This is a genomic window from Segatella hominis, from assembly GCF_019249725.2.
GTDB lineage: Bacteria > Bacteroidota > Bacteroidia > Bacteroidales > Bacteroidaceae > Prevotella.
On sequence record NZ_CP137559.1, the window covers coordinates 3,673,333 to 3,688,173 of the forward strand.

The window sequence follows — 14,841 nt, forward strand, 5'->3', positions numbered from 1 at the left end:
CATCATCGACAGCTCCTATATATAATATAATGTATAGGGCTGTCGGTAATAACAAAGATAAAGCTACGTTCTATATATAAATAAACAATAACAATTAACAATAATAGTACAATGAGAACAAACAATATGATGAAGGCTGCCTGCCTCATGTTGATGGCATCAGCTACAACTTCTGCCTTTGCACAGAAGATGAATATCGAACACAAGGGTGATACTACTATCATCAAGGTGGAGAATCCTACCAAGTATCTTCTTCTCCCTATCCAGGAAGAGAAGGATGAGGCTCAGGTTTTGCTCGATACAGGTTCTAAGGATGATACCTGGATGGACGTTCGCCTGGCTCAGAATGGTTCTGATTACTTCGTACCATTTGCCTTGGGCAAGGGTAAGACCGCTACCGTCAAGATCCTCGGTTTGAAGAAGGATGCCCTGGCACTCAGCTTGCTCAAGCTCAGCAATACATTCGATACTACCAACACCGATTACTATCGCCCATCTTATCACTTCACTCCGCTCTACGGTTGGATGAACGACCCTAACGGTATGGTATATAAGGATGGTGAGTATCATCTCTATTTCCAGTATAACCCATACGGAAGCAAGTGGGGCAACATGCACTGGGGACATGCCGTAAGCAAGGACCTTGTACACTGGGAGCATCTCGACCCAGCCATCGCCCGCGACCCTGTAGGTCATATCTTCTCTGGTAGTTCTGTAGTAGATAAGAAGAATACTGCCGGTTTTGGCAAGAATGCCATCATCGCCATCTATACCAACAACAGCGTGAACCACGATGAGGTGCAGTGCATCGCCTACAGCAATGACAATGGTCGCACCTTCACCAAGTACGAGGGCAACCCAGTGTTGACTCCATTCGACGGTCTGAAGGACTTCCGTGACCCTAAGGTATTCTGGTATGAGAAGGGAAAGTGCTGGTATATGATTGTTTCTGCCGATAAGGAGACCCGTTTCTATAAGTCAAAGAACTTGAAGAAGTGGACTTATGTAAGTGCTTTCGGCAAGGGTATGGGTCAGCAGCCATGCCAGTATGAGTGCCCAGACTTCTTCCAGTTGCCTGTAAATGGTGATAAGAAGAAGATGAAGTGGGTGATGACGATGAATATCAACCCAGGTTGCTGGTTTGGTGGCAGCGCTACCGAGTATTTCGTAGGCGATTTCGATGGCAAGAACTTCACTTGTCCTGATGCCCACGATGTGAAGTGGCTCGATTGGGGTAAGGATCATTACGCCACCGTTACCTTCTCTAACACAGGCGACCGAGTATTGGGAATCACCTGGATGAGCAACTGGCAGTATGCCAACCTCACTCCGTTCAAGCAGAATCGTGGTGCCAACGGTTTGCCAAGAGAGTTGAAGCTCTACGAGAAGAATGGCAAGTACTATATTTCAGAGGATGTAGCTCCTGAGGTATATGCCTTGAGAAAGGATACCAAGGAATTGGCAGATGCTTCTGTTGCCGATGCCAAGGACTTGAAGGGTGTTGCAGCCAATATGAATGGTGCTTTCGAAATCGAGGCTGATGTAACTCCAGATGCCAACGGCATTGCCGGTATTGAGATTTCAAACAACAAGCGTGAGCGCGCCATGATCTACTTCGATATGAAGCAGGGCAAGGTTGTGATGGATAGAACCGAGAGTGGTTTGACCGATTTCGGCAAGCAGGCGGTTCCTCACGATATCGAGCTGGCTTGGGATAAGCAGCGTGCTGCAGAAGGCAAGGAGCCTGCCCGCATAGCCAATTCCATCAACTACAAGAATGATTTCGCTCTCGCTACCTGGGCTCCATTGAGTCTTTGCGAGGATGGCAAGAAGACCTATCATGTAGATATCTTCGTAGATAAGTCATCTGTTGAGCTCTTCGTTGATGGCGGTCGCATCGCCATGACCAACCTCGTTTTCCCTGTAGCTCCATACGAGAATGTGAAGCTCTATACTCAGGGTGGCAAGGCAGAGTTCAAGAATATGAAGCTTCATAAACTTGGTTTGTAATCACTATTGTTTCTAAGAGTGTTACTGATGTAGCAATACAATAAAAATGGTAGTCGATGAACGATATTTTATCATAGAAGATATCGTTTGTCGCTACCTTTGCAGCAGAAAACAAGAAACAATAACTCTAACAATTATGAATAAATCATCAAAACTGACAATCATCCCGGTGATGCTCTGTTTCTTCGCCATGGGATTTGTAGATCTGGTAGGTATTGCCTCCAACTATGTAAAAGAAGACCTGAATCTCAATGATTCGACAGCCAATCTGTTCCCATCTTTAGTATTCTTCTGGTTTCTCATATTTTCGGTTCCTACTGGAATCCTGATGAATAAGATAGGTAGAAAGAAGACTGTACTCCTGTCTTTGCTCGTTACCGTCATTTCTCTTCTCTTGCCTATCTTCGGTGAGAGTTTCGGAGTGATGCTCGTTTCATTCTCTTTGTTGGGTATAGGAAATGCCTTGATGCAGACCTCCTTGAATCCGCTGGTTTCTGTAGTGACAACGGGTAAGAATCTGGCTTCCACTTTGACCTTTGGTCAGTTTGTCAAGGCCATCGCTTCTTTCCTTGCACCATACATCGCTATGTGGGGTGCTATGGCAAGCATTCCATCCTTCGGTTTGGGTTGGCGAGTTCTTTTCCCAATCTATATGATTATCGGAATAACAGCCACATTCTTCCTGGCAGGTACTCCTATTGAGGAAGAAAAGAATGAAGGCAAGGCTTCTGGCTTTGGTGAGTGTTTCAAGTTACTTGGCAAACCTATCGTGTTGCTTTCCTTCATCGGTATCATGTGTCATGTAGGCATCGATGTGGGTACCAATACCACAGCTCCTAAGATTTTGATGGAGCGTTTGGGCTGGAGTTTGAATGATGCAGCTTTCGCCACATCGCTCTACTTCATCTTCCGTACCATCGGATGTTTCACTGGTACTGCTTTCCTCCGCATGATGAGAACTCGCACTTTCTTCATGATCAGCGTAGTAATGATGGCTCTGAGTATGATCGGTATGTGGGTAGGCGAGAGCAAGACAATGCTTTATATTGCCATTGCCTTGGTAGGATATGGTAACTCTAATGTGTTCTCTATGATTTTCTCTCAGGCACTGCTTGCTATGCCTGATAAGAAGAACGAGGTGAGTGGATTGATGATTATGGGTCTCTTCGGTGGAACCATCTTCCCATTGTTCATGGGCTTTGCCAGCGATACCTTCGGTCAGGTTGGTGCTGTGGCTGTAATGGCGGTAGGTGTAGTTTATCTCTTCACTTATATCCGTAGGCTGGCATAAATGTTCTTCCATCCCTATAGAAAGTTTCGTTCAGCGTCGTTGAACGTGCGTTCAAAGACGTTGAACCGACATTCAAAGACGTTGAACGTGTATTCAACGACGTTGAACACAACTTTCTTCTAAGGAGAAAAACTTCTTTTCTTAGTTAGAGATACAATACTGATTCATTGTAAATACAAATCAGATAAATACAATAATTATTATTCACTATCGTTTTTAGCATATATAGAATTTATACTATATATAATAAGGTGTAATTATGGAAACAAAGAATTTAGATAAAAAATATTGTGTAGGTTTAGGTGAGATTCTTTTTGATGTTCTCCCTTCTGGTTCTCAACTTGGTGGTGCTCCTGCCAATTTCGCTTACCACGCAGGTCAGCATGGCTTACATTCTGTGGCTGTGAGTGCTGTGGGTAAGGATGTCTTGGGCGATACAGCTCTTCGCCTTCTTGATGAGAAAAAGTTGAAATATGTGATGCCTGAGGTTGATTATCCTACAGGAACTGTTCAGGTGCAGCTCGATAAAGAGGGTGTTCCTACTTACGATATCAAGCAGGGTGTGGCTTGGGATAATATCCCATTTACTGATGACATCAAGGAGATTGCTGCCAATGCAGGTGCTGTTTGCTGGGGTTCCTTAGCTCAGCGCAGCGAGGTAAGCCGCAAAACAATCTATAAGTTCCTTGATTATACTCCAAACGATTGTCTGAAGATTTTCGACATCAATCTCCGCCAAAACTTCTATACTCCAGAAGTGATTACCGAGAGCTTGAAACGCTGCAATGTATTGAAGATTAACGACGAGGAGTTGATTACTATCGGTCGTCTTTTCGGTTATCCAGGTTTGGATATTGAGAATAAGTGCTGGTTGATTCTCGGTAAGTACAATCTCGATATGCTCGTGTTGACTTGTGGTGTAAACGGTAGCTATGTTTTCGCTCCAGGTGTGAAGTCATTCCAAGAGACTCCAAAGGTAGAGGTGGCAGATACTGTAGGTGCCGGTGATAGTTTTACAGGTACTTTCTGTGCCAGCATTCTGAAAGGCAAGAGTATTACTGAGGCTCATGAACTTGCCGTCAAGGTAAGTGCTTACGTTTGTACTCAGAATGGAGCGATGCCAATTATTCCAGAGGAATACACCAAGTAATAGGCGATTAGTTTTGTTTCATCGATTATAGTTGATATTTAGTTAATGTAAAAAGCTGCAGTTCATTTGATATGGATTGTAGCTTTTTTTTGAAATATTCTTTGCAATATTTGTTTTAATTGAAAAAAGATTGTATCTTTGCCACATTAAAATCATATTGTATAAGTTTTGAGAGCATTTTTTTATAATATATTGAACGATGGTGGCAAGAGAGTATCTGGTCATCTCTCATTCCAACTGCTTTTCCTTTTCTTTATCCTGTTTGTTTCTTCATTCTATACCAGTGTGCAAGGAATCACTCCAGGCAAACTGATTTCTCATAAGCAAAGTTCTTCGGATAAACTGCAAGCGGCTTATCCTCTGTTCAATACTCCATCCGCAGATTCTACTGCCGAATCGGCTAAGCCCCAAGCCGAAGAACAGGACAATGCCAATTCTGACACGATAGACTTTAAACTTTGTTTTGATATTCTTGCGAAAAACAGAAAGGCTTATAATCGTTATAATGACAGTATTTTCATGATCAAAGAACATGATAAATGGGTCAATTATTTCCGTCGTCGTGCCATCAAGAATCATCAGATCTTTGCCGCCAATCAGGAAATCATGCGGGGAATCAAAGAATTTTTCAAAAGGCATGGCGATTCTATTCCGGAAGAAGTCTATTTGGATTTTTGTCATTCTATGGAGAAAGAGTATGTCAGTAAAAACTTATATGACCCTTTTCTGTTGGTTAAAATGACTAATATTCTTGAAAAGGGCGGTGAATATCTGCCTGATAGCGTGAAGTTTACGAACGTATTTAATCTCTGGCGTCTCTATGGTTATGAGCAGATGTGGAACTTGGGCGGAAATATGGAATATCTGCAAAAAGCCTATCAGGCAGGTAAGGCTATTCTGTCAGAAGATGCCAAGCGTTATCCTTATTATCTCTTTGCTTTGGCTGGGGCTTTGGAGTATATGCCTTCCACAATTTGGCTTGCCTTCGGGATGGAAAATATTCAGGATTTTGAGGAACATCACAGGAGACTGGATGAATTCCTGAAAAGGGAGGACTTGGATGAGATTCTTGTTCCTAATCAGAAGAGAGACTTGCAGGAATTGAAGGAAACCAAAAATGAGGCTTTTCTGTGCAATATTTACTATTATACACCTACTGTTTTAGACAGACATGTTCGTGATTCTTTGACACGGGCGGTGATTGCCAGAAATCTCCAAAAAACAGAGTTGAGTAATTTGTCATTTATCCGTACTGTATTTTTGCAGATGAAGGCAAGGCAGATATCTTCTCGGGAAGCGTGGTTAAGATGCAAGAATCATTATCATGAGAAGTGGCTCAAATATAGAGATTCCCCAATGAATGACAGAATAATCCGTGATTACCTGATGCCTCTATATATTTTCCTGATTATTAATGATGAAGCCGATGTTCCTGTTTCGCAGAAAAAAAAGACGATATGGAAAATGTCCCAAAATATGGTGACGGCTTTTGGAAAACGGAAAGATTTTCAGGGAAATACGGATTTCGTTCGTGAGTTGTTCCGTTTATCGACACATAGGCGGTTGGTGAAATATCTCAGTTATAAGCAAATGATCCGGTTTATGAGTGGTTTGAATGTTTCTACTCAGGTAACTACCTTTGCTCATTCTATGCACGTGGCTAAAATAGCTAAGGTGTTGCTGAATGGGGTGTTGAAACATAAGCCAGAACTCCTTCAAGGAGTGTTCGGATATAAGACTACTACGGAAGTGCTGAAACATAAAAGAACTCTGCGTTCCTTTATATACGAAGCAGGAATGATTCATGATATTGGAAAGAATGCCATCGTGTCGGTAGTCAACAATGAGTATCTGCCATTGACAGATGATGAATTTTCCATTATCCGATTGCATCCTCGTCTGGGAGATATATTTCTGAATGCTGTTCCTGGTTGGGAGAATTTTCATGATACGACAGTGGGGCATCATAAATGGTATAATGGTAAGGGCGGATATCCTGCTGATTTTGATAATACGAAATCGCCGATTCGTTTCCTGATAGATATAGTGACGCTCAGTGATTGCTTGCAGGCAGCTACAGAGCGCGTGGGGCGGAATTATCGTATTGGTAAGACATTCGAGGTCGTCATGCCGGAGTTGAGGGCAGGAGCGGGAACAAAGTATAATCCTGATCTTGTTGCTTTGATAGATGCATATCCTAAGTTGGCAAAGAAACTGCATCATCTGGTGGAGAATGGATGGATAGAAATTTATTACCGTATCTATTCACGCTTCTTTCAGATATGACTTTTCTGATTGTCTGTACAGTTTCTCTAAAAATGAAAAAGTCTTGAATCGCAGAAAATAAAAATCCCTCTTGGATTTCTCTAAATCATGAGAAAGTCAAGAGGGATTTGTTGGTTTTATATGTTTTTACTTCTGGCACTCCTTGCAAGGTGTCCAAGGCTTCAACTGTTTGAAGAAGTCGTTGCCCTTGTCATCTACGAGGATGAATGCAGGGAAGTCTTCTACGGTAATCTTCCAGATAGCCTCCATACCGAGCTCAGGGTACTCTACGCACTCAATGCTTTTGATAGAACTCTGGGAGAGAACAGCAGCTACACCGCCGATAGTACCGAGGTAGAAACCACCGTGCTTCTTGCAAGCCTCTGTTACGATGTCGCCACGGTTACCCTTGGCAATCATGACCAAACTTGCACCATGATCCTGGAACTCATCTACGTATGGATCCATACGGTTGGCTGTGGTAGGACCCATTGAGCCACATGGATAACCCTCTGGAGTCTTGGCAGGACCTGCATAGAGAATAGGGTGGTTCTTGAAGTACTCTGGCATTTCCTCGCCAGCGTCCAGACGAGCCTTGAGCTTAGCATGAGCAATGTCGCGAGCCACGATGATGGTACCCTTCAAATTAACACGGGTGCTAACTGGATACTTGCTCAACTCAGCACGTACTGCGTCGATACCCTTGTCGAGGTCGATTTCAATACCCTTTGCACCCTCGCCTGGCTTGCGAAGCTCTTCAGGAATCAACTCTGTAGGGTTCTCATCCATCTTCTCCAACCAGATACCGTCCTTGTTGATTTTAGCCTTGATGTTGCGGTCGGCAGAGCAGCTTACGCCCATACCGATAGGACAGCTGGCACCATGACGTGGGAGGCGAACTACGCGGATGTCGTGAGCCAGGTACTTGCCACCAAACTGTGCACCCAAGCCGATCTTGTGTGCCTCTTCGAGGAGTTTGTTTTCCAAGTCAATATCACGGAAAGCACGACCTGTCTCATCGCCTGTAGTAGGCAACTCATCGTAGTATTTGATAGAAGCCAACTTCACGGTAAGGAGGTTCTTCTCAGCAGAAGTACCACCGATTACGAATGCGATGTGGTAAGGAGGACATGCTGCAGTACCCAGACTCTTCATCTTCTCAACGAGGAATGGGAGCAATGTACCCTCATTCTGGATAGTAGCTTTGGTCATTGGGTAGAAGTAAGTCTTGTTGGCAGAGCCACCACCCTTAGCTACCATCACAAAACGGTACTCATCACCTTCTGTAGCCTCGATGTCAATCTGGGCAGGGAGGTTGCAACGGGTGTTCACCTCATCATACATATTGAGAGGAGCATTCTGTGAATAGCGGAGGTTGTCTTGTGTGTATGTGTTATAGACACCAAGGCTCAAAGCCTCTTCATCCTCAAAGTCAGTCCATACGCGCTGGCCTTTCTCGCCATGAATGATGGCAGTACCTGTATCCTGGCAGAATGGGAGAATGCCCTTCACGGCAGTCTCTGCGTTGCGGAGGAACTGGAGAGCTACGTACTTGTCGTTCTCAGAAGCCTCTGGGTCGGTCAAAATCTTAGCTACCTGAGCATTGTGCTCACGACGGAGCATGAACTCTACGTCGTGGAAACCCTGCTGTGCCAGCAAAGTCAAAGCTTCTTTAGAAACCTTGAGGATTGTCTTACCCTCAAACTCTGCTGTGCTTACGCCTTCTTTAGAGATAAGGCGGTACTCTGTCTTGTCCTCTCCAAGCTGAAACATTGGAGCGTACTTAAAATCTGGAGCTTTTGCCATAATGTTTTTTTGTTATAATTTAAAACTGTTGAAATATTCTTTTTTACTGTTGAAACATTCAAATTTAATAGCTGAAACTATCTGACAGACACGTTGAGTAATCCATCATCAGTCTCTTTAATTCTCGTAATCTATTTCCTGGTCAAGACTATCCACGAAATTGCGGAAGACTTCTTCTTCCACATCTCCCATGGCAAATTCTTTCTCTGCATCCTTCTTGATTTCGGCAATCCATGAACGGCGGGCTTTGATGTAGTCCTCATGAATGCGGTTGGCATCTTCGAGCGTAATCTCGCTAATGCCGTAGTAATCGCAGATCATTTTGTAAGTCCATGACCACTGGTACTCGCGGTAGTTGGCATCGATATTTTCGAATCGCTCGATGAGTTCCTGGATGGTCTCGATGTTTCCATCTTTCAGGTCGTTGATGATTCTCTCTTCCTCTGATACAGGAAGGAGGAGACCCGACAGGTCGTCCCAGTCGCCCAAACCAATCTGTGTGCTTGGTGGGGTGATGCTCGGGTCGCGCTTGAGAACTCTCTTCAGTACGGCACCCATGTAGATGCGAAGAGCAATGTCGTAATACTTGATGCCCTTGTGAAGCGAGGTGGCTGGTATGATGTACTCATGATAGAGGTATTGCGAAACATTATCGCCCGTTACCTCGCGCAGATTTTCGAGGATTTTCTTGCCTTTGAGAACTTCTCCCACAGAGAATGGGGAAAGCCAGTCGAGATTGACGATACTCTTGCGGTTTTCTGGAGCACGAAGATCTCGCTTTGGCCATTTCTTGATGTCTCGATACAGACCTACGGTAGTGATGTTTCTGCCTGGTATGAGGAACATCTTGTCGCCATCGGCTATCAGATAGGCGAATGGCAGATTGCGAGTATCGGGATGGTGCATCAGTTTGCCGAAACATACAGAGTAGGTTCCTAACGTGGCAGGCATCAGCAGGTAAGCGCCGCTGGCTGTCTTCGAACCGCGTTCCAGGATTCCCCAGTGCATAGGTCCCATCTTGTAGGCATGGTTGGAGAAATTGGTGGCCGAACCTGCATTATAGAATGAGAACATACCTCCGATGAGGAGACTGCTCTTGTGGTGAGAGGCTGTGAATGGACCACAGAAGGCGGCACATGCCTCACCATTACTCATATAGCTGTTGGCGAAGAATACGGAAGCTGAGGCCGTGAAACCATTGCTCAACTGGCAAGTCTCACCGATGAAGCAGTCTTGTATCTTCACACTGTTGATAACGCTCGAACCTTCAGCGATGATGCTGTTTTCTGCAATTACGCCAGTACCGATGTACACATTACCATGGATGGAGCCCAACAGGGTGCAGTCGCTGAGTCGGGAAGCACCGTTTACCTCGCAGAAGTCATTGATCACGCAGTTGGTTATCTCCTTGGTGTTGATAATCTTCACGTTGTTCCCTATCTGTCCGCGTTCCGGCATCTTGGTGTCTATATCGCTCTTGATGAGCAGGCGTATCTTCTCCTTCAGTTCCTTGTCGGAGAAGTGTTTCACCATGAATGCAGCCAACTGACTGTTCAGGTCGCTGAAAAGAATGACATTTCCTTCGCCCACCTCATTGAGTACGCTTACCAGGTTTCCTTCGCCATAGGTAGCTCCCTCTGTGGTCTCCATGGTTGAAATATTGGAAATGTAGCAATCATCACCGATGGTGTAGTTGTTGATGAAATTGCCCACGTTTTCAATGAGGCAATCATCTCCGATGGTTACATTTCTCAGGGTGGCATTGTTGATGCCGGAATGCTTCACAAAGCCTTGGCTTACTTCTACATTCTTGTCGAATCCGCCGATGTTTACTTCACCATAGAGCATCACGCGATGCATAAAGTTGGGTTTGAAGTTCTCCGATACATTCACGGAGGTCCAGTCTTCTGCCCAACAGTCATTACTCTTGAGCACCTCGATTTCTTCTGAGGTTAGAGGTCTGTAGTCATTCATTGTTGATACGTTTTTGTGGAGTTATCTTTTCGGGATAACTCCAGGTATTATTTATTCGTAATCCTGGTACAGGAAGTCATTGTATGGATACTTCTGTACGTGGAGCTCTCTTACTTTCTTATAGAGTACCTCGCGGAACTCATCGATGTTGTCTTTGTTCTTTGCCGAGATGAAAAGGCAGTCATCGTGGAGTTTAGCCATCCATGTCTTCTTCAGGTCTTCCAGTGGAATGTTTTCCTTCTCCATAGGTGTTAGGTCATCTTCCTCTTTCTCTACCCAGGTATAGTTGTCTATCTTGTTGAAGATAATCATTGATGGCTTGTCTGAACATCCCAATTCCTCCAGCGTTTTCTCTACCACCTGTATCTGCTCTTCGAAATCAGGGTGCGAGATATCTACTACGTGCAACAGCAGGTCGGCCTCGCGGGTCTCATCCAGTGTACTCTTGAAGGAATCTACCAGGTCGGTAGGCAACTTGCGGATGAATCCAACGGTGTCGGCGAGGAGGAACGGAAGATTTTCTACCACAACCTTGCGCACGGTAGTGTCGAGTGTGGCGAAGAGTTTGTTTTCTGCGAAGACTTCACTCTTGGAGAGGAGGTTCATGATGGTACTCTTTCCCACGTTGGTGTAACCTACGAGTGCTACACGGATGAGACGGCCGCGGTTTTTTCTCTGGGTTGTCTTCTGCTTGTCGATTTCTGCCAGTCGTTCTTTCAGCAGGCTCATTCTGCCGAGGATGATACGGCGGTCCATCTCCAGCTGGGTTTCACCCGGACCACGCAAACCAACAGAACCTTTACCGCCACCAGAACCAGAACCGCCTCCCTGACGCTCAAGGTGAGTCCAGAGGCGTTGCAGTCGTGGAAGCATATAGCGATATTGTGCCAATTCTACCTGAGTCTTTGCCGCTGCGGTCTGTGCACGCATGGCAAAGATGTCGAGGATGAGTGAGGTACGGTCGAGAATCTTCACTTGCAACTCTTGTTCGATGTTGCGTATCTGCTTGGCAGAAAGTTCATCATCAAAGATGACCATGCCGATTTCTCTGTCTTCTTCTTCCTCTTCCTTGATGTATTGTTTGATTTCCTCCAACTTACCTTTTCCCACGTATGTGGTCTGGTTAGGTGAAATCACCTTCTGTGTGAATCTCTTCACGGTGACCGCACCAGCAGTATCGGCGAGGAATTCCAACTCGTCGAGGTATTCTTTTGTCTTGGCTTCGTCCTGTGTCTTGGTTACCAGACCTACGAGCACTGCGGTTTCTGCCTTGACTTCTGAAATTACAAATTCTTTCATTTATGTTCTACTGTAGAATATATTTTATTTGGTTTCACTCTCGTGCGCAAGATATAAGCATCGTCCTCGTGCGCACGCGTATTATATATAATGTGCAAAGGTAACAAAAAAATATCTACTTGAATAAAGATAGAGGAATTATTTATAGTTTTTTATTGTAATTGTCGTTTGTCGTTTCTTCATGAAAGCGTTAGTCGAACCTTCAGAATGTCGTTTGTCGTTTCTTCAGAAAGAATGAATCCAAGCCTTTTGAAGAAATTGGAATTATCGAAATACCGCAAATGCACAGCTTGTATTTGATACACATTTCACACAAATAACGCAAAATGGCATCGATAATTCGCAAACGTTTGCGTGGTTTTTTGAATAAAAAAGTAGATTTTCTTTGATTTACATCAATAATTTTATTAATTTTGCACACGTAAAACAAAACTGATTTTCAAAAATAAAATCATAACTACATAAAGTGCAAAACTGCTGAAACATTTAAAAAACTTTGAAATAGTCCCGGCGTGATGTCGGGGCTTTTTTCGTTTTAAGCCCTGGTAGTTGTAGTTTTTTTGCTGCGTTCAGCCTGTTTCCTCTTTAGCTTTCCTTTGGCCCGCTGTATTTCTCCTTACTCCTTTCACTATGGTTTTTTCTTTCGCTGTAATTTGCAGTATTGCTTTTGTAGATTTGGATTAATATTTAAATAGGTAATGACAGAGGGTGTAGGAGTCTTTTGATTTGTTGTAAGTACACAAATATGTTTTAAATGCGCTTCTAATCGTGTTGAAATTAGTAGAAAATAGCCGTTTGTGACAAATATGAACGTTTTTTGAACGAAAAATGCACCTTATTCTCCTTTTTAATGTTTATCTTTGCAAACGAATGTAGAAATAACACTTTGTTAGCTGGTATTGAGGAAAGCTATATCTTATATGTCATGCGTCGTCATAATTATATATGATGCTTTGTCATTCGAAAATGCGTTATGAAGTTCATGTGTTTCTTATTCGATAATAATTAAAAATGAAAATGTATCAACCTAAATAGTAGAATAACAAAATGCAAAAAAGTATTCTAAGTAGTATTTTGTTGCTTGGCGCTGTTTGTGCGCAAGCCAACAATTACACAGTGACTTCGCCAAATGGCAAGTTGGTAATGAATGTGAAGTGTGAGGGAGGCAAGGCTTCCTACACGGTGGATTTGAATGGAAAGCAGATGTTGGCAGCTTCGGCTCTCGGTCTGGTAGCGAATTATGGAGATTTCTCTCAGGGACTTGCCATGGGAGCTCTGAAGGGCGCACCTAAGCATCTGACCTATGTTATGGACCATACGAAGAAATCTCATGTAGAGAAAGATGTGTATGAGGCTACTATCGGATTCCTCAATGCAAAGAAGGATTCCATGACGCTTCACCTTCATGTTTCTGACAATGATGTGGCCTACAAGTATGAGATGAGCCGCCCTAAGAAGGATAATCCTAAGTCGGTGATTATATATAAAGAGGTGAGCGGTTTTAATTTTCCAGAGAAGACTACTACTTTCCTCTGTCCTCAGATTACTCCGATGACAGGATGGGAGCGTACCAAACCTTCTTATGAGGAGGAGTACACACCTAATGCCCAGATGAACGTGAAATCTCAGTTTGGTGTGGGCTATACATTCCCTTGTCTTTTCAAGGTAGGCGAGGATGGATGGGTACTGGTGAGCGAAACGGGTGTTTCCAGCGCTTATCCTGGCAGCCGTCTCTCTGATTATGAACCTGGTAAGGGTTATACGGTTGCTTTCCCTCAGAAGGGTGAGAATAATGGCGTGGGTTCTGAGTTTGCTGGCATTCCTTTGCCAGGTGAGACTCCTTGGCGTACCATCACCGTAGGTGCATCGCTGGCTCCTATCGTGGAAACCACCATTCCTTATGATGTGGTAGAACCTTTCTATGAGGCTTCTCAGAACTATAAGCCTTCCCGTTATACTTGGAGCTGGTTGATCTGGCAGGATGGTTCCATCAACTATGATGATCAGGTGAAGATGATTGATGTGGCTGCTGCTCAGGGTTATGAAGCCATCTTGGTGGATGCCTGGTGGGACAAGCAGATAGGCAGAAAGCGCATTGAAGAGTTGAGTAAGTATGCCAAGAGCAAGAAGGTAAGCCTGATGCTCTGGTACAATTCCAACGGTTTCGAGAATGATGCTCCACAGACTCCTCGTCAGATTATGAACAATTCCATCGCCCGCAAGAAGGAGATGGCATGGATGAAGAAAATCGGGGTAGTGGGCATCAAGGTGGACTTCTTCGGTGGCGACAAGCAGGAGACTATGAAACTTTATGAAGATATTCTCAGCGATGCCAATGACTATGGTTTGGAGGTTATCTTCCATGGTTGCACCATGCCTCGCGGTTGGGAACGTATGTATCCTAACTATGTTTCCAGTGAGGCTGCCTTGGCTTCAGAGAATGTTTACTTTACTGATTATCATGCAAAGAAGGAGGCTTTCGAAATGACAATGCATCCTTTCTCCCGTAATGCTGTAGGTAGTTTCGACTGGGGTGGTGTGATGATGAACAAGTATTTCTCCAAGGACAATAAGAGTCGTCATCAGCGCTATACAAGCGATATTTTCGAGATGGCTACTGCGATTACCAATCAGAGCAGCGTAAACTGTGTCTGTCTCTATCCTAACAATCTGCAGGATGTGCCTCAGTGGAAGTTGGATTGGCTGAAGGCTGTGCCTACGGCTTGGGACGACGTGAAGTTTATTGCTGGTTATCCTACCCAGTATGCTGTAGTGGCTCGTAAAGCTTCTGCAGCCAATACAGGTACTGCTGCAGCCAGTGCAGGAAGATGGTTTGTTGGTGGTCTGAATGCTACAGACAAACCACTTGCTCTAACCCTGAATTTGCCGATGTTTGCAGGCAAGACCGTGACTTATCTCACCGACCAGCCTAAGAAAAAGGGCGAGAAGTTCTTCACTTCTGTCAAGAAGACTTTGAAGGTGGGTAAGGATGGTAAGGCAAAGGTAGTGATTCAGCCTAATGGCGGAATCATCATAGAGTAGTTTG

The 14,841-nt window shown here is 44.2% G+C and carries 8 protein-coding genes; 5 read left to right on the forward strand and 3 right to left on the reverse strand.

What is annotated here, in order from left to right; all coding sequences use genetic code 11:
• The first annotated feature begins 111 nt into the window (after positions 1 to 111).
• The 4 genes from KUA50_RS14895 to KUA50_RS14910 all read left to right on the forward strand — a co-directional run bounded on the left by KUA50_RS14895 (position 112) and on the right by KUA50_RS14910 (position 6,737).
• Entirely contained in the window at positions 112 to 2,010 is a 1,899-nt protein-coding gene (locus KUA50_RS14895; RefSeq protein WP_218456411.1) for a GH32 C-terminal domain-containing protein, read from the forward strand.
• Between the two features lie 136 nt (positions 2,011 to 2,146).
• On the forward strand, positions 2,147 to 3,301 hold the full coding sequence (locus KUA50_RS14900; protein ID WP_218456410.1) for an MFS transporter: 1,155 nt from the start codon (positions 2,147 to 2,149) through the stop codon (positions 3,299 to 3,301).
• A gap of 259 nt (positions 3,302 to 3,560) precedes the next feature.
• Positions 3,561 to 4,451, forward strand: a complete 891-nt coding sequence (locus KUA50_RS14905; protein WP_218456409.1) for a carbohydrate kinase family protein — start codon at positions 3,561 to 3,563, stop codon at positions 4,449 to 4,451.
• Positions 4,452 to 4,619: 168 nt separating this feature from the next.
• Positions 4,620 to 6,737, forward strand: coding sequence for an HD-GYP domain-containing protein (locus KUA50_RS14910; RefSeq protein ID WP_218456408.1), 2,118 nt, complete (start codon positions 4,620 to 4,622; stop codon positions 6,735 to 6,737).
• A gap of 126 nt (positions 6,738 to 6,863) precedes the next feature.
• On the opposite strand, the gene KUA50_RS14915 is transcribed toward KUA50_RS14910, so the two are convergent.
• From KUA50_RS14915 to hflX, 3 genes are all read right to left on the reverse strand, one after another.
• Positions 6,864 to 8,522, reverse strand: coding sequence for a fumarate hydratase (locus KUA50_RS14915; protein ID WP_022110042.1), 1,659 nt, complete (start codon positions 8,520 to 8,522; stop codon positions 6,864 to 6,866).
• A gap of 117 nt (positions 8,523 to 8,639) precedes the next feature.
• Positions 8,640 to 10,496, reverse strand: a complete 1,857-nt coding sequence (locus KUA50_RS14920) for a DUF4954 family protein (protein ID WP_218456407.1) — start codon at positions 10,494 to 10,496, stop codon at positions 8,640 to 8,642.
• Positions 10,497 to 10,547: 51 nt separating this feature from the next.
• On the reverse strand, positions 10,548 to 11,795 hold the full coding sequence (hflX, locus tag KUA50_RS14925; RefSeq protein WP_022110044.1) for a GTPase HflX: 1,248 nt from the start codon (positions 11,793 to 11,795) through the stop codon (positions 10,548 to 10,550).
• Between the two features lie 1,047 nt (positions 11,796 to 12,842).
• Between hflX and KUA50_RS14930 the strand changes: the two genes are divergently transcribed.
• A complete protein-coding gene (locus KUA50_RS14930; protein WP_218456406.1) occupies positions 12,843 to 14,837 on the forward strand; it encodes a glycoside hydrolase family 97 protein in 1,995 nt (664 codons plus the stop codon).
• Positions 14,838 to 14,841 lie beyond the last annotated feature (4 nt).

Excerpts from the sequence above, each read along its gene's own strand:
- KUA50_RS14895 (WP_218456411.1), top strand. The coding sequence starts at position 112 with ATGAGAACAAACAATATGATGAAGGCTGCCTGCCTCATGTTGATGGCA.
- KUA50_RS14915 (WP_022110042.1), bottom strand. The coding sequence starts at position 8,522 with ATGGCAAAAGCTCCAGATTTTAAGTACGCTCCAATGTTTCAGCTTGGA.
- KUA50_RS14930 (WP_218456406.1), top strand. The coding sequence starts at position 12,843 with ATGCAAAAAAGTATTCTAAGTAGTATTTTGTTGCTTGGCGCTGTTTGT.
- KUA50_RS14900 (WP_218456410.1), top strand. The coding sequence starts at position 2,147 with ATGAATAAATCATCAAAACTGACAATCATCCCGGTGATGCTCTGTTTC.
- hflX (WP_022110044.1), bottom strand. The coding sequence starts at position 11,795 with ATGAAAGAATTTGTAATTTCAGAAGTCAAGGCAGAAACCGCAGTGCTC.
- KUA50_RS14920 (WP_218456407.1), bottom strand. The coding sequence starts at position 10,496 with ATGAATGACTACAGACCTCTAACCTCAGAAGAAATCGAGGTGCTCAAG.
- KUA50_RS14905 (WP_218456409.1), top strand. The coding sequence starts at position 3,561 with ATGGAAACAAAGAATTTAGATAAAAAATATTGTGTAGGTTTAGGTGAG.